This window comes from Streptomyces sp. NPDC024687, from assembly GCF_055559055.1.
The window spans coordinates 17,784-38,261 of sequence record NZ_JBVHLJ010000001.1 but is presented as its reverse complement, the minus strand read 5'-3'; the positions used below and the strand labels follow the sequence as shown (position 1 = coordinate 38,261).

The 20,478-nt window shown below is 69.5% G+C and carries 17 protein-coding genes; 13 read left to right on the top strand and 4 right to left on the bottom strand.

What is annotated here, in order from left to right; all coding sequences use genetic code 11:
• Window positions 1-16: 16 nt before the first annotated feature.
• A complete protein-coding gene (locus ACZ39I_RS00170; RefSeq protein WP_352384251.1) occupies window positions 17-805 on the top strand; it encodes a phosphatase in 789 nt (262 codons plus the stop codon).
• Window positions 806-812: 7 nt separating this feature from the next.
• Here ACZ39I_RS00170 and ACZ39I_RS00165 read toward each other — a convergent pair whose 3' ends face one another.
• From ACZ39I_RS00165 to ACZ39I_RS00155, 3 genes are all read right to left on the bottom strand, one after another.
• The gene (locus ACZ39I_RS00165) at window positions 813-1,679 is read right to left on the bottom strand and encodes an acyl-CoA thioesterase (RefSeq protein ID WP_467241246.1); all 867 of its coding nucleotides are present in this window, start codon (window positions 1,677-1,679) and stop codon (window positions 813-815) included.
• A gap of 36 nt (window positions 1,680-1,715) precedes the next feature.
• On the bottom strand, window positions 1,716-2,873 hold the full coding sequence (locus tag ACZ39I_RS00160) for an acyl-CoA dehydrogenase family protein (RefSeq protein ID WP_352384389.1): 1,158 nt from the start codon (window positions 2,871-2,873) through the stop codon (window positions 1,716-1,718).
• A 164-nt stretch (window positions 2,874-3,037) separates the two neighbouring features.
• Window positions 3,038-3,631, bottom strand: a complete 594-nt coding sequence (locus tag ACZ39I_RS00155) for an SACE_7040 family transcriptional regulator (protein ID WP_467241243.1) — start codon at window positions 3,629-3,631, stop codon at window positions 3,038-3,040.
• 98 nt (window positions 3,632-3,729) lie between these two features.
• Between ACZ39I_RS00155 and ACZ39I_RS00150 the strand changes: the two genes are divergently transcribed.
• From ACZ39I_RS00150 to ACZ39I_RS00105, 10 genes are all read left to right on the top strand, one after another.
• Complete coding sequence (locus ACZ39I_RS00150; RefSeq protein WP_467241241.1) at window positions 3,730-5,346, top strand: carboxyl transferase domain-containing protein; 1,617 nt, start codon at window positions 3,730-3,732, stop codon at window positions 5,344-5,346.
• Between the two features lie 6 nt (window positions 5,347-5,352).
• Window positions 5,353-7,287 (top strand): acetyl/propionyl/methylcrotonyl-CoA carboxylase subunit alpha, encoded by a 1,935-nt coding sequence (locus ACZ39I_RS00145; protein ID WP_467241240.1) that lies wholly within the window; start codon window positions 5,353-5,355, stop codon window positions 7,285-7,287.
• Window positions 7,284-8,204: a hydroxymethylglutaryl-CoA lyase gene (locus tag ACZ39I_RS00140; protein ID WP_467241238.1), complete on the top strand. Its 921-nt coding sequence runs from the start codon at window positions 7,284-7,286 to the stop codon at window positions 8,202-8,204. Before ACZ39I_RS00145 ends, ACZ39I_RS00140 begins: the two co-directional genes overlap by 4 nt.
• A 7-nt stretch (window positions 8,205-8,211) precedes the next feature.
• Window positions 8,212-9,372, top strand: coding sequence for an acyl-CoA dehydrogenase family protein (locus ACZ39I_RS00135; RefSeq protein WP_467241236.1), 1,161 nt, complete (start codon window positions 8,212-8,214; stop codon window positions 9,370-9,372).
• 130 nt (window positions 9,373-9,502) lie between these two features.
• On the top strand, window positions 9,503-10,549 hold the full coding sequence (locus ACZ39I_RS00130) for an ABC transporter substrate-binding protein (protein WP_467241234.1): 1,047 nt from the start codon (window positions 9,503-9,505) through the stop codon (window positions 10,547-10,549).
• A 34-nt stretch (window positions 10,550-10,583) separates the two neighbouring features.
• Entirely contained in the window at window positions 10,584-11,417 is an 834-nt protein-coding gene (locus tag ACZ39I_RS00125) for a siderophore-interacting protein (protein WP_467241232.1), read from the top strand.
• 139 nt (window positions 11,418-11,556) lie between these two features.
• Window positions 11,557-12,999, top strand: coding sequence for a lysine decarboxylase DesA (desA, locus tag ACZ39I_RS00120; RefSeq protein ID WP_467241230.1), 1,443 nt, complete (start codon window positions 11,557-11,559; stop codon window positions 12,997-12,999).
• Entirely contained in the window at window positions 12,983-14,260 is a 1,278-nt protein-coding gene (locus tag ACZ39I_RS00115) for a lysine N(6)-hydroxylase/L-ornithine N(5)-oxygenase family protein (protein ID WP_467241228.1), read from the top strand. Before desA ends, ACZ39I_RS00115 begins: the two co-directional genes overlap by 17 nt.
• On the top strand, window positions 14,257-14,817 hold the full coding sequence (locus ACZ39I_RS00110; protein ID WP_467241226.1) for a GNAT family N-acetyltransferase: 561 nt from the start codon (window positions 14,257-14,259) through the stop codon (window positions 14,815-14,817). Before ACZ39I_RS00115 ends, ACZ39I_RS00110 begins: the two co-directional genes overlap by 4 nt.
• Window positions 14,814-16,586, top strand: a complete 1,773-nt coding sequence (locus tag ACZ39I_RS00105; protein ID WP_467241224.1) for an IucA/IucC family protein — start codon at window positions 14,814-14,816, stop codon at window positions 16,584-16,586. Before ACZ39I_RS00110 ends, ACZ39I_RS00105 begins: the two co-directional genes overlap by 4 nt.
• A 58-nt stretch (window positions 16,587-16,644) precedes the next feature.
• Here the strand turns inward: ACZ39I_RS00105 and ACZ39I_RS00100 are convergent, their stop codons facing one another.
• Window positions 16,645-18,207, bottom strand: a complete 1,563-nt coding sequence (locus tag ACZ39I_RS00100) for a purple acid phosphatase family protein (protein ID WP_467241222.1) — start codon at window positions 18,205-18,207, stop codon at window positions 16,645-16,647.
• Window positions 18,208-18,372: 165 nt separating this feature from the next.
• Here ACZ39I_RS00100 and ACZ39I_RS00095 point away from each other — a divergent pair, with 165 nt between their 5' ends.
• Together ACZ39I_RS00095 and glmS are read left to right on the top strand one after the other, a co-directional pair.
• A complete protein-coding gene (locus ACZ39I_RS00095; protein ID WP_352384276.1) occupies window positions 18,373-18,630 on the top strand; it encodes a hypothetical protein in 258 nt (85 codons plus the stop codon).
• A 13-nt stretch (window positions 18,631-18,643) separates the two neighbouring features.
• Window positions 18,644-20,461 carry a glutamine--fructose-6-phosphate transaminase (isomerizing) gene (glmS, locus tag ACZ39I_RS00090; RefSeq protein ID WP_467241220.1) on the top strand — a complete coding sequence of 606 codons (1,818 nt, stop codon included), beginning with the start codon at window positions 18,644-18,646 and terminating at the stop codon, window positions 20,459-20,461.
• Window positions 20,462-20,478: the final 17 nt, after the last annotated feature.

Here is a 20,478-nt window from a genome sequence, read left to right as displayed (position 1 = left end):
CCTCAGAATGGGAGGCATGCCGATACCCGGGACACCCAGCCGCGCCGAGCTCGTCGACCACCTTGTGAAGACCCGTATCGCGGGCGAGGTGGCCACCCCGCGGGAGAACAACCTCTCGCACTACCGCCAGCTGGCGAACGGCAACCGCCACTACTGGTTCGGTCTGGAGCTCGGGGACCGCTGGAGCGACGAGCAGGACGTGCTCGCGGTGATGGCGGAGCGGGTGGGCGTCAACGACGACCCGGAGTACCGGTACGGGCAGGACACCATCGACCCGGAGCTGACCGTCGGAGGTCTGGAGCGGATGGCGGCCCGGCTGCGCAAGGCGGCGGACGGGCAGCAGCGGGTGCTCCTCGCCACCGGCCACCCCGGCGGGCTCCTCGACGTCCACCACGCCACCGGTGCCGCGCTGCGCGCCGCCGGCTGCGAGATCGTCGTCATCCCGGACGGGCTGCAGACGGACGAGGGATACGTCATGCAGTTCGCGGACGTGGCGGTCCTGGAGCACGGCGCGACGCTGTGGCACACCCACTCCGGCGACCCGATGAAGGCCATCCTCACGGCCCTGGAGCGCGAGGGCCGCCCGCTGCCCGACCTGGTCGTCGCCGACCACGGCTGGGCGGGATACGCCGCTCAGCACGGCGTGGACGCGGTGGGCTACGCCGACTCCAACGACCCGGCACTCTTCGTGGGCGAGGCCGAGGGCACGGTCCAGGTGACCGTCCCCCTCGACGACCACGTGGTGAGCCCGCGCTACTACGACCCGATGACGGCGTATCTGCTGAGCGAGGCCGGACTGTCGTAGGCGTCGGTCACCTGGGCGCGCGGACCACGCCCTCCTGGATCACCGAGACGGCCAACCGGCCGTCCTGGGTGTAGATGCGGGCCTGGCCCAGGCCCCGGCCGCCGGAGGCCGACGGGGACTCCTGGTCGTACAGGAGCCATTCGTCGGCGCGGAAGGGGCGGTGGAACCACATCGCGTGGTCCAGCGAGGCCCCGACGACGTCACCGACCGCCCAGCCGCCGCGGCCGTGCGCGAGCAGGATCGAGTCGAGGAGCGTCATGTCGGAGACGTAGGTGGCGAGGACGACGTGCAGCAGCGGGTCGTCCGCGAGCTTGCCGTTGGTGCGGAACCAGACCTGGGAGTGCGGTTCGCGCGGCTCGCCGAACTTTCCGAACGGCGGTTCGTCGACGTACCGCAGGTCGATCGCCTCGCGGGCCTCGAGGAACCGCTCGACGACCGCCGGGTCCAGGTGGTCGTAGCCGCGCAGCCGGTCCGCGGAGGTGGGCAGCGTCGCCGGGTCGGGGGCGGCCGGCATGGCGGCCTGGTGGTCGAAGCCCTCCTCGTACCGCTGGAAGGAGGCGGAGAGGGCGAAGATCGGCTGGCCGTGCTGGACCGCGAGGACACGGCGGGCCGTGAAGGACCGGCCGTCGTTCATGCGGTCGACGGTGTAGACGATCGGCGCGCCCGGGTCGCCGGGGCGCAGGAAGTACGCGTGCAGGGAGTGGGCGAGCCGGTCCTCGGGGACCGTGCGCCCGGCGGCGACCAGCGCCTGCGCCGCGACCTGCCCGCCGAAGACGCGGGGGACGACGGCGGGACGGGAGTCGCCGCGGAAGATGTCCTCCTCGATCTGCTCGATGTCGAGCAGATCGAGGAGGTCCTGAAGTGCCTGGCTCATGGGGTTCTTTTGTACCGGCCGGTGATTGCGGGCGGCTTACAGACCCATGTCCTTCGCGATGATCGTCTTCATGATCTCGCTGGTGCCGCCGTAGATGCGGTTGACGCGGTTGTCCGCGTACAGGCGGGCGATCGGGTACTCGTTCATGAAGCCGTAGCCGCCGTGCAGCTGGAGGCAGCGGTCGATCACACGGTGGGCGACCTCGGTGCAGAACAGCTTGGCGGAGGCGGCCTCGGCGGGGGTGAGCTCGCCGGCGTCGAGGGCTTCGAGCGCGCGGTCGGCGACGGCCTCGGCCGCGTCGACCTCGGCCTGGCAGGCGGCCAGCTCGAACTTGGTGTTCTGGAAGGAGGCGACCGTCTTGCCGAAGACGGTGCGGTCCTGGACGTACTGCTTGGCGAACCGGACGGCGGCCTTGGCCTGCGCGTAGGCGCCGAAGGCGATGCCCCAGCGCTCGGAGGCGAGGTTGTGGCCGAGGTAGTAGAAGCCCTTGTTCTCCTCGCCGAGGAGGTCCTCGACGGGCACCTTGACGTCGACGAACGCGAGCTCGGCGGTGTCGGAGGTCTTCAGGCCGAGCTTGTCGAGCTTGCGGCCGACGGAGTAGCCCTCGGACTTGGTGTCCACGGCGAACAGCGAGATGCCGAAGCGGCGGTCCTCGGCGGTGGGCGCGGAGGTGCGGGCGCAGACGATCACGCGGTCGGCGTGGACGCCACCGGTGATGAAGGTCTTGGCGCCGTTGAGGACGTAGTGCGTGCCGTCCTCGGAGAGCTTGGCGGTGGTCTTCATGCCCGCGAGGTCGGAGCCGGTGCCCGGCTCGGTCATCGCGAGGGCCCACATCTCCTCGCCGGTGACGAACTTCGGCAGGAACCGCTTCTTCTGCTCGTCGGTGGCGAGCATCTTGATGTACGGCAGGCCCAGCAGGACGTGCACACCGGAGCCACCGAACTGCACGCCCGCGCGTGCGGTCTCCTCGTACATCACTGCTTCGAACTTGTACGAGTCGATGCCGGCGCCGCCGAACTCCTCGTCCACGCGGATGCCGAAGATGCCGAGCTCGGCGAGCTTGTAGTAGAAGTCGCGCGGCGCCTGGCCGGCTGCGAACCACTCGTCGTAGACGGGGACGACCTCGGCCTCGATGAAGGCGCGCAGGGTCTCCCGGAACGCCTCGTGGTCCTCGTTGAACACAGTACGGCGCACCGCCGCCACCCTTCTTTGCGCCTAAACCGGCGCCGCTCTCGCGGATGTGGTTGCTCGCCGTGGGGGTTCCTCAATTGATGGTTGCGGTCCCATGGCTAAGCGCTTGCTCAGATACCGTACCGGCCGGTAAGGAGAGCCGTCCAGAGGTGATCCCGTAACGCTCGTCACGCCGCCGCGGCAGCGAACGCCCCCCTGGCCATGCGGTGCAGCAGCTCCGCGGTGGCGCCGCGACCCGGGAGGGAGCCGGGGCGACCCAGGTGCGGGGTGGAGTTCAGGAGCCCGAAGACGGAGTGCACGGCCGAGCGGGCGGCGGGTTCCGCGAGGCCGGGGTAGACCTCGCGCAGGATCTCCACCCACAGCTCGACGTACTGCCGCTGCAGCTGCCGCACCAGCTTGCGGTCGCTGTCCCGGAGGCGGTCCAGCTCTCGGTCGTGCAGGGTGATCAGGGGGCGGTCGTCGAGTGCGAAGTCGATGTGGCCCTCGATCAGCGAGTCCAGCAGCGCCCCGGGGTCCCGGCCGCCCGACTCGGCGACCCGCCGCTTGCCGCCCGTCAGCAGCCGGCCGCTGATGCCGACCAGCAGCTCCGCCAGCATCGCGTCCTTGCCCGCGAAGTGCCGGTAGAGCCCGGGGCCGCTGATCCCGACCGCCGCGCCTATCTCGTCCACGCCCACGCCGTGGAACCCACGCTCGGCGAACAGCCGCGCGGCCTCCTTGAGGATCTGCTCGCGGCGGGTGGGGGCGTCGGTTCTCGTGGCCATGCAAGCAATTCTAGACAGGGAGGTTAGCGGTCGTTAACCTGAAGGAAATGGTTAACGCTCATTAACAGGCGATCACTGGGTGAGGGGACCGCGAGGACATGGATCAGGCACCCGAGCTGACGAGCGCGGCGGACCCCGCGTCTCCGGCCTGGAAGGCCAACGAGGAGGCCCATCGGGCCCTCGTGGACGAGCTGCGGGACAAGCTCGCGGCGGCCGGGCTGGGCGGCGGGGACAGGGCGCGTGAGCGGCACACCGCGCGCGGGAAGCTGTTGCCCCGGGACCGGGTCGACACCCTCCTCGACCCCGGCTCGCCCTTCCTGGAGCTGGCCCCGCTGGCCGCCGACGGGATGTACGACGGACAGGCCCCGGCCGCCGGGGTCATCGCCGGGATCGGGCGGGTGAGCGGGCGCGAGTGCGTGATCGTCGCCAACGACGCCACCGTCAAGGGCGGCACGTACTACCCGATGACGGTGAAGAAGCACCTGCGCGCGCAGGAGGTCGCCCTCGACAACCGCCTGCCCTGCATCTACCTCGTGGACTCCGGCGGCGCCTTCCTGCCCATGCAGGACGAGGTCTTCCCGGACCGCGAGCACTTCGGGCGGATCTTCTACAACCAGGCCCGGATGTCCGGCGCGGGCATTCCGCAGATCGCCGCCGTGCTCGGCTCGTGCACGGCCGGGGGCGCATACGTGCCCGCCATGAGCGACGAGGCCGTGATCGTCCGCAACCAGGGCACGATCTTCCTCGGCGGTCCTCCGCTGGTGAAGGCCGCCACCGGCGAGGTCGTCACCGCGGAGGAGCTCGGAGGCGGCGAGGTGCACTCCCGGATCTCCGGCGTCACCGACCACCTCGCCGAGGACGACGCCCACGCGCTGAGGATCGTGCGGAACATCGCCGCCACCCTTCCCGCGCGCGGGCCGCTGCCGTGGTCCGTCGAGCCCGCGGTGGAGCCCAAGGTCGACCCCTACGGTCTCTACGGCGCGGTGCCGGTGGACTCCCGCACCCCCTACGACGTCCGCGAGATCATCGCGCGCATCACGGACGGCTCCCGCTTCGCCGAGTTCAAGGCCGAGTTCGGGCAGACCCTGGTCACCGGCTTCGCCCGGATCCACGGCCACCCGGTGGGGATCGTCGCCAACAACGGCATCCTGTTCTCCGAGTCGGCCCAGAAGGGCGCCCACTTCATCGAGCTGTGCGACCAGCGCGGCATCCCGCTGCTGTTCCTCCAGAACATCTCGGGTTTCATGGTCGGCAAGGACTACGAGGCGGGCGGCATCGCCAAGCACGGCGCCAAGATGGTGACCGCGGTCGCCTGCACGCGCGTGCCCAAGCTGACCGTGGTCGTCGGCGGGTCGTACGGCGCCGGGAACTACTCCATGTGCGGCCGGGCCTACTCCCCGCGCTTCCTGTGGATGTGGCCCAACGCCAAGATCTCCGTGATGGGCGGCGAGCAGGCCGCGTCGGTCCTCGCGACCGTCAAGCGGGACCAGTTGGAGCAGCGGGGCGAGAGCTGGTCCGCCGAGGACGAGGAAGCCTTCAAGGACCCGATCCGCGCCCAGTACGAGCGTCAGGGCAACGCCTACTACGCCACCGCCCGCCTCTGGGACGACGGGGTCATCGACCCGCTCGACACCCGTCAGGTGCTCGGCCTGGCCCTGACCGCATGCGCCAACGCGCCGCTGGGCGACCCCCAGTTCGGCGTCTTCCGGATGTGAGGACCCATGTTTGACACAGTGCTTGTCGCCAACCGGGGCGAGATCGCGGTCCGCGTCATCCGCACCCTGCGCGCCCTGGGCGTGCGGTCGGTGGCCGTCTTCTCCGACGCGGACGCCGACGCGCGGCACGTCCGGGAGGCCGACACCGCCGTACGGCTGGGACCGGCGCCGGCCTCGGAGAGCTATCTGTCCGCCGAGCGCCTCCTGGAGGCGGCCGCCCGCACCGGCGCCCAGGCCGTCCACCCCGGGTACGGCTTCCTCGCCGAGAACGCGGCCTTCGCGCGCGCCTGCGAAGCAGCAGGGCTGGTCTTCATCGGGCCGACGGCGGACTCCATCGCCCTGATGGGTGACAAGATCCGCGCCAAGGAGACGGTCGAGGCGGCCGGAGTGCCGGTCGTGCCCGGCGGCCGTGACCCCGAACTCGCCGAGGCCGCGCGCGCGTTGGGCGCCCCGGTACTGCTGAAGCCGAGCGCGGGCGGTGGCGGCAAGGGCATGCGGCTGGTCCGGGACCTCACCGTCCTGGAGGAGGAAATCGCCGCCGCCCGCCGCGAGGCCCGCACCTCCTTCGGTGACGACACCCTGCTCGTGGAGCGGTGGGTCGACCGGCCCCGGCACATCGAGATCCAGGTGCTGGCCGACGGCCACGGGAACGTGATCCACCTCGGCGAGCGCGAGTGCTCCCTGCAGCGCCGGCACCAGAAGATCATCGAGGAGGCGCCCAGCGTCCTCCTCGACGAGGACACGCGCGCGGCGATGGGCGAGGCGGCGGTCGAGGCGGCCCGCTCCTGCGGCTACCGGGGCGCGGGCACCGTGGAGTTCATCGTGCCGGGCGACGACCCGTCGTCGTACTACTTCATGGAGATGAACACCCGTCTCCAGGTGGAGCACCCGGTCACCGAGCTGATCACCGGACTGGACCTGGTGGAGTGGCAGCTGCGGGTGGCGGCGGGCGAGCGGCTGCCGTTCGGGCAGGAGGAGGTCCGGCTGACCGGGCACGCGATCGAGGCCCGGATCTGCGCCGAGGTCCCGTCGAAGGGCTTCCTCCCCTCCGGCGGCACCGTGCTCCGCCTCCACGAACCCCAGGGCGACGGAGTCCGCACCGACTCCGGGCTCAGCGAGGGCACCGAGGTCGGCAGCCTGTACGACCCGATGCTGTCCAAGGTCATCGCCTACGGCCCGGACCGCGCGACCGCGCTCAGGAAGCTCCGGGCGGCCCTCGCACAGACGGTCACCCTGGGCGTGCAGACCAACGCGGGGTTCCTGCGCCGGCTGCTGGCCCATCCAGCGGTGGTCGCGGGCGAGTTGGACACCGGTCTGGTCGAGCGCGTGGTGGACGACCTGGTCTCCACGGACGTACCGGACGAGGTGTACGAGGCGGCGGCCGCCGTACGGCTCGAGGCGCTGCGTCCGCGCGGAGAGGGCTGGACCGATCCGTTCTCGGTGCCGAGCGGCTGGCGGCTCGGGGGCTCCGGGTTCACGAAGGCCGTCGGCTTCCCGCTGAGCGTGCAGGAGCCCGTGGAGTACGTCCCGCGCGGCACCCACACCGTCACTGACTACCAGGTCACCGTCACCCTCGACGGCGTCCGGCACACCTTCCACCGGGCCGGCGACTGGGTGGGCCGGGACGCCGACGCCTGGCACGTCCGCGACCACGACCCGGTGGCCGCGTCCCTCACCGGCGGCGGGCACGCCGGTGCCGAATCCCTGACCGCCCCCATGCCCGGCACGGTGACCGTGGTGAAGGTGGCCGTCGGCGAGGAGGTGGCTGCGGGGCAGAGTCTGCTCGTCGTCGAGGCGATGAAGATGGAGCACGTCATCTCCGCCCCGCACGCCGGCACGGTCGCCGAGCTGGACGTCACGCCGGGCACCACGGTCGCCATGGACCAGGTGCTGGCGGTCATCACCCCCGTGGACATCACCCCCGTGGAGGACGAGCGATGACACTCCCCATGGTCGTACCGGAGAGCGGGCTTCCGGCCCGCGTCCGCATCCACGAGGTCGGCGCCCGCGACGGCCTGCAGAACGAGAAGTCGACCGTGCCCACCGAGGTCAAGGCCGAGTTCGTGCGCCGCCTGGCCGACGCGGGGCTCACCACGATCGAGGCGACGAGCTTCGTCCATCCCAAGTGGGTACCCCAACTCGCCGACGCGGAGCAGCTGTTCCCGCAGATCGCCGACCTGCCCGTGGACCTGCCCGTCCTCGTCCCGAACGAACGGGGCCTGGACCGCGCGCTGGCCCTCGGAGCCCGTCGGGTCGCCGTGTTCGCCAGCGCCACCGAGTCCTTCGCCAAGGCCAACCTCAACCGCACGGTCGACGAGGCCCTGGCGATGCTCGAGCCGGTCGTCGCGCGGGCGAAGGCCGAGGGTGTGCACGTGCGCGGCTACCTGTCGATGTGCTTCGGCGACCCGTGGGAGGGCGCCGTCCCGGTCCCCCAGGTCACCAGGGTCTGCCGCGCCCTGCTCGACATGGGCTGCGACGAGCTGAGCCTCGGCGACACCATCGGAGTGGCGACGCCGGGGCACGTACGCGCGCTGCTGACCGAACTCGACGTCCCCGTCGAGAAGGTGGGCGTGCACTTCCACGACACCTACGGCCAGGCCCTCGCCAACACCTACGCGGCCCTGCAACACGGCGTCACGACGGTCGACGCCTCCGCGGGCGGCCTCGGCGGCTGCCCGTACGCCAAGTCCGCCACCGGCAACCTCGCCACCGAAGACCTCGTGTGGATGCTCCAGGGCCTCGGCATCGACACCGGTGTCGACCTCGGCCGTCTCGTCGCCACCAGCGCCTGGATGGCCGAACACCTGGGCCGACCCAGCCCCTCCCGCACCGTCCGCGCCCTCTCCCACCAGGAGTGAACCCCCGATGGACCACCGCCTCTCCCCCGAGCTGGAAGAACTCCGCCGTACCGTCGAGGAGTTCGCCCATGACGTAGTGGCGCCGAAGATCGGCGAGTACTACGAACACCACGAGTTCCCGTACGAGATCGTCCGCGAGATGGGCCGCATGGGCCTGTTCGGGCTGCCGTTCCCCGAGGAGTACGGCGGTATGGGCGGCGACTACCTGGCGCTCGGCCTCGTGCTGGAGGAACTCGCGCGCGTGGACTCCTCGGTGGCGATCACCCTGGAGGCCGGCGTCTCCCTGGGCGCCATGCCCATCCATCTGTTCGGCACCGAGGAGCAGAAGCGCGAGTGGCTCCCCCGGCTGTGCTCGGGCGAGATCCTGGGCGCGTTCGGCCTCACGGAACCGGACGGCGGCAGCGACGCCGGGGCGACCCGGACGACGGCCCGCCTGGACCCGGACACCGACGAGTGGGTCATCAACGGCACCAAGTGCTTCATCACCAACTCCGGCACCGACATCACCGGCCTGGTCACCGTCACCGCCGTCACCGGGCGCAAGCCGGACGGCAAGCCCCTGATCTCCTCGATCATCGTGCCGTCCGGCACACCGGGCTTCTCGGTCGCGGCGCCGTACTCGAAGGTCGGCTGGAACGCCTCCGACACCCGTGAGCTGTCCTTCTCCGACGTCCGGGTCCCGGCGGCGAACCTGCTGGGTGAACAGGGCCGCGGCTACGCCCAGTTCCTGCGCATCCTCGACGAGGGCCGCATCGCCATCGCCGCCCTCGCGACCGGGCTCGCGCAGGGCTGTGTGGACGAGTCGGTGAAGTACGCGAAGGAGCGGGAAGCCTTCGGGCGGCCCATCGGCGCCAACCAGGCGATCCAGTTCAAGATCGCCGACATGGAGATGAGGGCCCACACAGCCCGCCTCTCCTGGCGGGACGCGGCCTCGCGCCTGGTCGCCGGTGAGCCCTTCAAGAAGGAGGCGGCCCTCGCCAAGCTGTACTCCTCCACGATCGCCGTGGACAACGCCCGCGACGCCACGCAGATCCACGGCGGCTACGGCTTCATGAACGAGTACCCGGTCGCCCGTATGTGGCGCGACTCCAAGATCCTGGAGATCGGCGAGGGCACGAGCGAGGTCCAGCGGATGCTGATCGCACGCGAGTTGGGGCTTACCGGTTAGACCGGAGCCCACCGGGCACTCACCGTTTCGACGGGGCGGCGCCCCGCCCTCTGGACAATTGATGAGGTTAGGCTAACCTACCTTCGAACTTGTCCGGCGGGCGCTTCGCCCCGTTCGAAAGCAGCCATACATGTCCAACGCACGAGCCGCCCACCTCACCCGCCGTGGCATCCTCGCCGCGGGCGGCGCACTCGGCCTCGGCGCCGTGCTCGCGGCCTGTGGTGACGACGACTCCAGCAGCGAGGGCTCTGGCAAGGGGACCACGGCCGCGAAGTCCGGGGCGTGGACCTTCAAGGACGACCGCGGTACGACCGTGAAGCTCGACAAGGTCCCCACGAAGATCGTCGCCTTCGTCGGCGTCGCCGCCGCGCTCCACGACTACGGCATCGAGGTCAAGGGCGTCTTCGGCCCCACAAAGACCAAGGACGGGAAGGCCGACGTCCAGGCCGGCGACATGGACGTCAGCAAGCTGACCGTCTTCGGCAACGTCTGGGACCAGTTCAACGTCGAGCAGTACGCGGCCTTCGCGCCCGAGGTCCTCATCACCACGACCTTCGACAGCGCCGGCACCCTCTGGTACGTCCCCGCGGCCTCCGCGTCCAAGATCGCCAAGCTGGCGCCGAGCGTGGCGGTCTCCGTGTACGACCGTCAGATCACCACGCCCCTGCAGCGGGTGTGGGAGCTGGCCGAGTCCCTCGGTGCCGACATGACGGCGGCGAAGGTCACCGACGCGAAGAAGCGGTTCGAGTCGGCCTCGGAGCGGCTGCGTGCCGCCGCCAAGGCCCACCCCGACATCAAGGTGCTCGCCGGATCCGCGGCCCAGGACGTCTTCTACGTCTCCGGCTCCAACCTGTCCATCGACCTCGAGTACTTCAAGGCGCTCGGCGTGAACTTCGTGGAGCCCCCGGCGTCCGTGCTCAAGGCCTCCGGCGGCTGGTACGAGTCGCTGAGCTGGGAGAACGTCGACAAGTACGCGGCCGACATCATCATGATGGACGACCGTACGGCCACGATCCAGCCGGCCGACATCACCGAGGCGACCTGGAAGAAGCTGCCCGCGGTCAAGGCGGGGCAGGTCATCGCGCGGTCGCCGGAGCCGATCCTGTCGTACGACAAGTGCGTGGCGATGGTGGAGAACCTCGCCAAGGCGATCGAGACCGCGAAGAAGGTCAGCTGACCCCGTAGCACTTCCTGAACCCCAGGAGCCCGACATGACGACGGCCGTAGCCGCCCCGTTCCGTTTCTTCTCCCTCCAGGTCGTACGGACGAGGCGGCTCGGTCCGTCTCTGGTCCGGGTCAGCTTCACCGGGGAGGATCTCCAGCACTTCTTCTCCGACGGGCGCGACCAGTCGCTGTCCCTGTTCCTCCCCGCCGAGGGCCGGACCGAGCCCGGGGTTCCCGTCGAGCTCGGGGACGGGTGGTGGCAGGCCTGGCGTGAACTCCCCGACGATGTACGGGCCGTGATGCGGTCGTACACCCTGCGAGGGCTCCGCCGGGACCCCGACGAGATCGACATCGACTTCGTGCTGCACGAGCCCGCCGGACCCGCCTCCCGGTGGGCCGCGCGGGCCGCCGCGGGCGACCGGGTCCAGTTGCTCGGGCCCGCCGTCGCCGACAACCGGGCGATCCGGTTCCGGCCGCCCGAGGACACCGACCTGGTGCTGCTCTGGGGGGACGAGACCGCCCTGCCCGCGGTCTGCGCGATCCTCGAAGCCCTCCCCGCCGGACAGCGCGCCCGCGTCTGGCTGGAGGTGCACGATGCCGGGGACATCCAGGACCTCGCGACCGAGGCGGACGCGGAGATCACCTGGCTGGTGACCGACCCGGCCGGCGCCCCGTGCTCCCCCCTGGCCCTCGACGCCCTCCGCGCCGCCCAACTCCCGCACGCCGAGCGGCCGTACGTCTGGATCGCGGGCGAGTCCGGGTGCGTGAAGGAGCTGCGCCGGCACTTCGTGCGGGAGCGCGGGATCGACCGGCGCGGGGTCACCTTCGTCGGGTACTGGCGGCAGGGGATGACCGAGGAGCAGCTGCGGGCGGCCGAGTAATTGCCCGCGACGTGACGCCGGTCACGGGTGGGGCAGGTTTTGGCTCAGGTTAATTAGGTTAGGCTTACCTAAGTTGAACCGGGCACCCGCCCCGCTCCTGCCCCGTCCCGCATGGATTTCCCCACCGGAGGGCCCCCACATGCGCTCGCACCTGCTCAATGACACGACCGCGGAGAGCTACCGCCGCTCCGTGACCGAAGGAATCGAGCGGGTGGCGGCCAAACTCGCCACCACCACAAGGCCGTTCACCGGCATCACCGTCGACGCCCTCACCCCCCGCATCGACGAGATCGACCTCGACAAGCCCCTGCTGGACACGACGGCGGTGCTCGACGAGCTGGAGGACGTCTACCTCCGGGACGCGGTCTACTTTCACCATCCCCGCTACCTCGCCCACCTCAACTGCCCGGTCGTCATCCCGGCCGTGCTCGGCGAGGCCATCCTCTCCGCCGTCAATTCCTCCCTGGACACCTGGGACCAGTCGGCCGGCGGCACCCTCATCGAGCGCAAACTGATCGACTGGACGACCGCGCGCATCGGACTGGGCCCGGTCGCCGACGGCGTGTTCACCTCGGGCGGGACGCAGTCCAACCTCCAGGCGCTGCTGCTGGCCCGCGAGGAGGCGAAGACCGACTCCCTGGCGAAACTGCGCGTCTTCGCCTCGGAGGTCAGCCACTTCAGCGTCAAGAAGTCGGCGAAACTGCTCGGCCTCGGCCAGGACGCCGTGGTCTCGATCCCCGTCGACCACGACAAGCGGATGCAGACCGTCGCCCTCGCCCGTGAACTGGAGCGCTGCCGTCGCGACGGCCTGGTCCCGATGGCCGTCGTCGCCACCGCCGGCACCACCGACTTCGGCTCCATCGACCCGCTGCCCGAGATCGCCGAGCTGTGCGAGCAGTACGGCGCCTGGATGCACGTGGACGCCGCGTACGGCTGCGGGCTGCTCGCCTCGGTCAAGTACCGGGACCGCATCGACGGCATCGAGCGTGCCGACTCGGTCACCGTCGACTACCACAAGTCCTTCTTCCAGCCGGTGAGTTCGTCCGCCGTGCTGGTCCGCGACTCCTCGACCCTGCGCCACGCCACCTACCACGCGGAGTACCTCAACCCGCGCCGCATGGTGCAGGAACGTATCCCCAATCAGGTGGACAAGTCCCTCCAGACCACCCGTCGCTTCGACGCGCTCAAGCTGTGGATGACCCTGCGCGTGATGGGCGCCGACGGCATCGGGCAGCTCTTCGACGAGGTCTGCGACCTGGCCGTCGAGGGCTGGAAACTGCTCGCCGCCGACCCGCGCTACGACGTGGTCGTCGCACCGAGTCTGTCCACGCTCGTCTTCCGCTACATCCCGGCCTCGGTCACCGACCCGGCGGAGATCGACCGCGCCAACCTGTACGCCCGCAAGGCCCTGTTCGCCTCCGGCGACGCGGTGGTCGCGGGCACCAAGGTCCAGGGCCGCCACTACCTGAAGTTCACCCTGCTCAACCCCGAGACGACGGCCGAGGACATCTCGGCCGTCCTCGACCTGATCGCCGGCCACGCCGAGCAGTACCTGGGAGAGTCCCTTGACCGCGCGTCCTGAAACCCCGTCCAAGACCTACGACTTCGTGGGCATCGGGCTGGGCCCCTTCAACCTCGGCCTGGCCTGCCTCACCGAGCCCATCCCCGAACTCGACGGCATCTTCCTCGACTCGAAGCCCGACTTCGAGTGGCACGCCGGCATGTTCCTGGACGGCGCCCACCTCCAGACCCCGTTCATGTCGGACCTGGTCACCCTCGCCGACCCGACCTCGCCGTACTCCTTCCTCAACTACCTGAAGGAGAAGGGCCGGCTGTACTCGTTCTACATCCGAGAGAACTTCTACCCGCTGCGGGTGGAGTACGACGACTACTGCCGCTGGGCCGCGAACAAGCTGAGCAACGTCCGCTTCAGCACGACGGTCACCGAGGTGACATACGAGAACGACCTCTACGTCGTGAAGTCCGCGGCCGGTGAGGAGTTCCGCGCCCGCCACCTGGTTCTCGGCACCGGTACCCCGCCGTACATCCCGGATGCCTGCCAGGGACTGGGCGGCGACTTCATCCACAACTCCCGCTATGTGCAGCACAGAAGCGAGCTGGTGAAGAAGGAGTCGATCACCCTCGTCGGCTCGGGTCAGTCCGCCGCCGAGATCTACTACGACCTGCTCGGCGAGATCGACGTCCACGGCTACCGGCTGAACTGGGTGACCCGCTCCCCGCGCTTCTTCCCCCTCGAATACACCAAGCTCACGCTGGAGATGACCTCCCCGGAGTACGTCGACTACTACCGCGAGCTGCCCGAGGCCACCCGCTACCGGCTCACCGCCGAGCAGAAGGGGCTGTTCAAGGGCATCGACGGCGACCTCATCAACGAGATCTTCGACCTGCTCTACCAGAAGAACCTCGGCGGCCCGGTCCCCACCCGGCTGCTCACCAACTCCTCGCTGAACAGCGCGCGGTACGAGAACGGCACGTACACGCTCGCCTTCCGCCAGGAGGAGCAGGAGAAGGACTTCGAGATCGAGTCGCAGGGCCTCGTCCTCGCGACCGGCTACAAGTACGCCGAGCCGGACTTCCTGACCCCGGTCAAGGACCGCCTGGTGTACGACTCCCACGGCAACTTCGACGTGTCCCGCACCTACGCGATCGACGTCACGGGCAGAGGCGTCTTCCTCCAGAACGCCGGTGTCCACACCCACAGCATCACCAGCCCCGACCTGGGCATGGGCGCCTACCGCAACAGCTGCATCATCCGAGAGCTGCTCGGCACCGAGTACTACCCGGTCGAGAAGACGATCGCGTTCCAGGAGTTTTCCGTATGAGCAGGACGACCTTCACCTTCCGCCCCCTCGACCCCCTGAAGGACGCCGAGCTGCTGCACGGCTGGGTCACCCACCCCAAGGCCGCGTTCTGGATGATGCAGGACGCGAAACTGGAGGACGTCGAGCGCGCGTACATGGACATCGCGGCCGACGAGCACCACCACGCGCTGCTGGGCCTCGACGAGGACGGCGAGCCCGCGTTCCTGATGGAGAAGTACGACCCCGCCCACCGCGAACTCGTCGGGCTGTACGAGCCTCGGCCCGGTGACATCGGCATGCACTTCCTGACCCCGGCGACCGACCGGCCCGTCCACGGGTTCACGCGGTCCGTCATCACCGCCGTGATGGCCCACCTCTTCGAGGACCCGGCCGTCGAGCGGGTCGTCGTGGAGCCGGACGTCTCCAACAAGGCCGTCCACGCCCTGAACGAGGCGGTCGGGTTCGTGTCCGAGCGCGAGATCCAGAAGCCGGAGAAGAAGGCCCTGTTGAGCTTCTGCACGCGGGAGCGCTTCTTTGAAATTCAACACAGCGTGGCCGCGACGGGGGTGACCGCATGAGCCTCGCCGACGCCGTGGCCCACCTCTCCCCCGCGCACTGGGACGTGGCCAACCGCCTGCTGGTCCGCAAGGCCCTCGCCGAGTTCGCGCACGAGCGGCTGATCGAGCCCGAGGAGACCGACAAGGACCAGTACGTCGTCCGCAGCGACGACGGCAAGACCCGCTACGACTTCACGGCCGTCCGCCGCGCCCTGGACCACTGGCAGGTGGACGCCGACTCCATCACCCGGCACCGCGACGGCACCGAACTCCCCCTCGCCGCCCTGGACTTCTTCATCGAGTTGAAGCAGACCTTGGGCCTGAGCGACGAGATCCTGCCGGTCTACCTGGAGGAGATCTCCTCCACCCTCTCGGGCACCTGCTACAAGCTCACCAAGCCGCAGATCCCGGTCGCCGAGCTCGCGAAGAGCGGCTTCCAGGACATCGAGACCGGCATGACCGAGGGCCACCCCTGCTTCGTCGCCAACAACGGACGGCTCGGCTTCGGCATCCACGAGTACCTCTCGTACGCCCCCGAGACCGCGAGCCCGGTCCGCCTGGTCTGGCTCGCCGCGCACCGCTCGCGCGCCGCGTTCACGGCCGGGGTCGGCATCGAGTACGAGTCCTTCGTCCGCCAGGAGCTGGGCGAGGACACCGTCGAGCGCTTCCACGGCGTCCTGCGCGACAAGGGCCTGGACCCGGCCGACTACCTCCTCATACCGGTCCACCCCTGGCAGTGGTGGAACAAGCTCACCGTCACCTTCGCCGCCGAGGTCGCCCGCGGCCTGCTGGTCTGTCTCGGCGAGGGCGACGACGAGTACCTGGCCCAGCAGTCCATCCGGACCTTCTTCAACCGGTCCCACCCCGAGAAGCACTACGTGAAGACGGCCCTGTCCGTCCTCAACATGGGCTTCATGCGCGGACTGTCGGCCGCGTACATGGAGGCGACCCCGGCCATCAACGACTGGCTCGCCGGGCTGATCGAGGGCGACCCGGTACTGAAGTCGACGGGCCTGACGATCATCCGTGAGCGGGCGGCCGTCGGCTACCGGCACCTGGAGTACGAGCAGGCGACCGACCGCTACTCGCCGTACCGCAAGATGCTGGCCGCGCTGTGGCGCGAGAGCCCGGTCCAGTCCCTCCAGGACGGCGAGTCGCTCGCCACCATGGCCTCGCTGGTCCACGTCGACCACGAGGGCCGGTCCTTCGCGGGCGTCCTCATCGAGGAGTCGGGACTCACCCCGGCCGACTGGCTGCGCCGCTACCTCCGCGCCTACTACACCCCGTTGCTGCACAGCTTCTACGCCTACGACCTGGTGTTCATGCCGCACGGCGAGAACGTCATCCTGGTCCTGAAGGACGGCGTCGTCGAGCGGGCGATCTACAAGGACATCGCCGAGGAGATCGCCGTCATGGACCCGGAGGCGGTACTGCCGCCGGCGGTCGAGCGGCTGCGCGTGGAGGTCCCCGAGGACAAGAAGCTGCTGTCGATCTTCACGGACGTCTTCGACTGCTTCTTCCGCTTCCTCGCCGCGAACCTCGCCACCGAGGGAATCCTGGAGGAGGAGGACTTCTGGCGCACGGTCGCCGAGGTCACCCGCGACTACCAGCGGGCGGTGCCGGAACTGGCGGACAAGTTCGCGCAGTACGACATGTTCGCGCCCGAGTTCGCCCTGTCCTGCCTCAACCGCCTCCAGCTGCGGAACAACCGGCAGATGGTCGACCTCGCGGACCCGTCCGGCGCGCTCCAGCTGGTCGGCACGCTGCACAACCCCATCGCGGGCCTGTAGGAGGCCCCAACTGACAGGCGGGGCCCGGGAGTACGGTCCTCCCGGGCCCCGTCCCCGACTACTTGGCCCGGCGTGCCACCGTGAAGTGGTCGATGCGGTCACCGGTCTCGGCGATGCCCGACACCTTCAGCTTGGCGTAGTGGCCCTTCGCCGCGGGCTCGACGTCCACGCGCAGGAACGAGTAGTTCAGGTAGCGCACCCGGGACCAGGCGACGGTCTCGTTGACCTTGCCGTCCTTGGTGTTGATGAACGAGGCGACCGACTCCTGCTCGTCGAGGTGCCCCTCGTAGGAGTCCGGCGCGGAGAACGCGTACAGGCTGCGGCCCGCGGCGCCCGCGGTGACGTAGACGACCCCCTCGGTCTCGGGGTACGCGGTCCCGCCGATCGGGAGCTTCTTGGCGACCTTGTCGCCCTTGATGACGTCGGTGCGCTCGTACTGGTGGTTGTGGCCGTTGATGATCAGGTCCACCGTGTACTTCTCGAACAGCGGCACCCACTCCTGGCGCACGCCCCCCTCCGAGGCGTGCGCGGTGGAGGTGCAGTAGGCGCAGTGGTGGAAGAACACGATGATGAAGTCGATGTCCTTCGCGGCCCGGTACTTCTTCAGCTGCCCCTCGAACCAGGTGGTCTGGGTGCCGCCGGAGATGCCGAGGTTGGCCGGGATCTCGAAGGAGACGTCGTTCGGGTCCAGCGAGATGATCGCCGTGTTGCCGTGGACGAAGGAGTAGACGCCCGGCAGGTGCTTCTTGTCCGGCCCGTTGTCCGGGAGGGTGAAGCGGGCCTCCTCGCCGCCGTAGCCGTTGGGCGAGTACCAGGCCTCCATGTCGTGGTTGCCGTAACTGACCATCCACGGCACGGACTTGGCGACCGACTCGGTCTGGGCGAGGAACTGGTCCCACACCCGCGAGTCGAAGCCGGTGTCGGCGGACTTGCCCTGGCCGGCCGGGTCGGCGTAGGCGATGTCGCCGGCGTGCAGGTGGAAGGCCGGGTTCTGGCCGAGCAGCAGGCTGTCGTTGGCCAGGCCGTGGTAGCCGACGCCCTGGTCGCCGAAGGCCGTGAAGGTGAACGGCTTCTTGTGGGCGGGCGCGGTGGTGAAGGTGCCCAGGGTGCCGGTCAGATGCGGCTCGGCGGGGTCGAAGCCCTGGTGGCCGACACCGTAGTAGTAGGTCTGGCCAGGACGCAGGTGGCTCAGCTTTGCGTGCAGGTAGTACTGCGTGTGGTCGGCGCTCGCGCCGACGCCGGCCGGGGTGTACAGGGTGCGCACCTCGGCCTCGATCTTGCGGGAGAGGTCCCAGGGGCGGGCGCCGATCCGGATGAACGGCTTCTTGACCGCGACCGGCACCTGCCAGGAGACGGTCATCTCGGTGCGCGCGTCGTTGCCGTAGGCGAGGTGACGGCCGAAGGGGGCGACGAGGGCGCCGTCGACGCTCTCGGTGGCGGGAAAAGTCCGGGTCGGCGTGGCGGCCTGGGCGACGGCACCCGGCACGAATGCGCCACCCACGACGGCGCCCAGCGTGACGGCGCCGCCCCTGATCATGTTGCGCCGGGAGAACTTGGTGTGCAGGTACTCGTGCTGCTCGGCCATGCTCATGCGCTCGGCGAGCTCGTCGGGTACTCCCATGCGAGGAATGTCCATGGCGTCTGAAACTCGTCTGTCGGGGCAACGGGGTGTAGGACACAGGATGGACAGCTCGCGAACAGACGTTCATAAGAACATCAACAGCCACTTGCCCGATATCGGGCAGAATTCTTGCGAAACGGCTTCCGGTCCCCCAGGATCTACCGGGTGCACGACGAACTTGTTGATCACCTGACGCGGTCCACGCCCCTCAGCCGGGGCGAGGCACTGCGCGTGATCCAGGACGTGCTCGCCTTCTTCGACGAGACGACGGAGGACTACGTCCGTCGCCGCCACCGCGAACTCCAGGCCCAGGGCCTGGTGAACGCGGAGATCTTCGAACGGATCGAGGCGGATCTCAAATACCGAGCGGTGGCGCCGCCGGAGCTGACGCTGAGGCAGCTGCGCCGCATGGTCTACGGCTAGGGGACACAGCTATATGTGCGGAATTGTCGGATATATCGGGAAGCGTGATGTCGCCCCGCTGCTCCTGGAGGGCCTGCAGCGCCTCGAATACCGCGGCTACGACTCGGCGGGCATCGTCGTCACCTCGCCGAAGACGGCCGGGCTGAAGATGGTCAAGGCCAAGGGCCGGGTGCGTGACCTGGAGGCCAAGGTCCCGGCCCGCTTCAAGGGCACGACCGGCATCGCCCACACCCGCTGGGCCACCCACGGCGCCCCCTCCGACGTGAACGCCCACCCGCACATGTCGGCCGACAGCAAGGTCGCCGTCGTCCACAACGGCATCATCGACAACGCCTCCGACCTGCGCCGCAAGCTGGAGGCGGACGGTGTCGAGTTCCTCTCCGAGACCGACACCGAGGTCCTCGTCCACCTCATCGCACGCTCCCAGGCGGAGAAGCTGGAGGACAAGGTCCGCGACACCCTGCGGGTGATCGAGGGCACCTACGGCATCGCCGTGATGCACGCCGACTTCAACGACCGCATCGTGGTGGCCCGCAACGGCTCCCCGGTCGTCCTCGGCATCGGCGAGAAGGAGATGTTCGTCGCCTCGGACATCGCCGCGCTGGTCGCCCACACCCGGCAGATCGTGACGCTGGACGACGGCGAGATGGCCACCCTCAAGGCCGACGACTTCCGCACCTACACCACGGAGGGCACCCGTACGACGGCGGAGCCCACCACCGTCGAGTGGGAGGCCGCCTCCTACGACATGGGCGGCCACGACACCTACATGCACAAGGAGATCCACGAGCAGGCCGACGCCGTGGACCGCGTGCTGCGCGGCCGCATCGACGACCGGTTCTCCACCGTGCACCTCGGCGGCCTCAACCTGGACGCCCGCGAGGCCCGGCAGATCCGCCGCGTGAAGATCCTCGGCTGCGGCACCTCGTACCACGCGGGCATGATCGGCGCCCAGATGATCGAGGAGCTGGCCCGTATCCCCGCCGACGCCGAACCGGCCTCCGAGTTCCGCTACCGCAACGCGGTCGTCGACCCCGACACCCTCTACATCGCCGTCTCCCAGTCCGGTGAGACCTACGACGTGCTGGCGGCCGTCCAGGAGCTGAAGCGCAAGGGCGCGCGGGTCCTCGGCGTGGTGAACGTCGTCGGCTCGGCGATCGCCCGCGAGGCCGACGGCGGCATCTACGTGCACGCCGGCCCCGAGGTCTGCGTCGTCTCCACGAAGTGCTTCACCAACACCACGGTGGCCTTCGCCCTGCTCGCCCTGCACCTCGGCCGCACCCGCGACCTCTCGGTCCGCGACGGCAAGCGGATCATCGAGGGCCTGCGCAAGCTGCCCGCCCAAATCACCGAGATGCTGGAGCAGGAGGAGCACATCAAGAAGCTGGCCGAGGAGTACGCCGAGGCCCGCTCGATGCTCTTCATCGGCCGGGTGCGGGGCTACCCGGTGGCCCGCGAGGCCTCCCTGAAGCTCAAGGAGGTCTCCTACATCCACGCCGAGGCCTACCCCGCCTCCGAGCTCAAGCACGGCCCGCTGGCCCTGATCGAGCCGGCCCTGCCCACGGTCGCGATCGTCCCCGACGACGACCTCCTGGAGAAGAACCGCGCCGCCCTGGAGGAGATCAAGGCCCGCAGCGGCAGGATCCTGGCGGTCGCCCACCAGCACCAGGAGAAGGCCGACGAGACGATCGTGGTCCCCAAGAACGAGGACGAACTGGACCCCATCCTGATGGGCATCCCCCTCCAACTCCTCGCCTACCACACGGCACTTGCCCTCGGCCGGGACATCGACAAGCCGAGGAACCTCGCGAAGTCGGTCACCGTCGAGTAGCAGTCGTTCGGGCCGCA

Bases quoted from the DNA above. Each gene is read 5' to 3' on its own strand.
- ACZ39I_RS00100 (WP_467241222.1), bottom strand. From the start codon at position 18,207: ATGGGAGTACCCGACGAGCTCGCCGAGCGCATGAGCATGGCCGAGCAG.
- ACZ39I_RS00105 (WP_467241224.1), top strand. From the start codon at position 14,814: ATGAGCCTCGCCGACGCCGTGGCCCACCTCTCCCCCGCGCACTGGGAC.
- desA (WP_467241230.1), top strand. From the start codon at position 11,557: ATGCGCTCGCACCTGCTCAATGACACGACCGCGGAGAGCTACCGCCGC.
- glmS (WP_467241220.1), top strand. From the start codon at position 18,644: ATGTGCGGAATTGTCGGATATATCGGGAAGCGTGATGTCGCCCCGCTG.
- ACZ39I_RS00125 (WP_467241232.1), top strand. From the start codon at position 10,584: ATGACGACGGCCGTAGCCGCCCCGTTCCGTTTCTTCTCCCTCCAGGTC.
- ACZ39I_RS00165 (WP_467241246.1), bottom strand. From the start codon at position 1,679: ATGAGCCAGGCACTTCAGGACCTCCTCGATCTGCTCGACATCGAGCAG.
- ACZ39I_RS00130 (WP_467241234.1), top strand. From the start codon at position 9,503: ATGTCCAACGCACGAGCCGCCCACCTCACCCGCCGTGGCATCCTCGCC.
- ACZ39I_RS00145 (WP_467241240.1), top strand. From the start codon at position 5,353: ATGTTTGACACAGTGCTTGTCGCCAACCGGGGCGAGATCGCGGTCCGC.
- ACZ39I_RS00135 (WP_467241236.1), top strand. From the start codon at position 8,212: ATGGACCACCGCCTCTCCCCCGAGCTGGAAGAACTCCGCCGTACCGTC.
- ACZ39I_RS00170 (WP_352384251.1), top strand. From the start codon at position 17: ATGCCGATACCCGGGACACCCAGCCGCGCCGAGCTCGTCGACCACCTT.
- ACZ39I_RS00140 (WP_467241238.1), top strand. From the start codon at position 7,284: ATGACACTCCCCATGGTCGTACCGGAGAGCGGGCTTCCGGCCCGCGTC.
- ACZ39I_RS00155 (WP_467241243.1), bottom strand. From the start codon at position 3,631: ATGGCCACGAGAACCGACGCCCCCACCCGCCGCGAGCAGATCCTCAAG.
- ACZ39I_RS00150 (WP_467241241.1), top strand. From the start codon at position 3,730: ATGGATCAGGCACCCGAGCTGACGAGCGCGGCGGACCCCGCGTCTCCG.
- ACZ39I_RS00110 (WP_467241226.1), top strand. From the start codon at position 14,257: ATGAGCAGGACGACCTTCACCTTCCGCCCCCTCGACCCCCTGAAGGAC.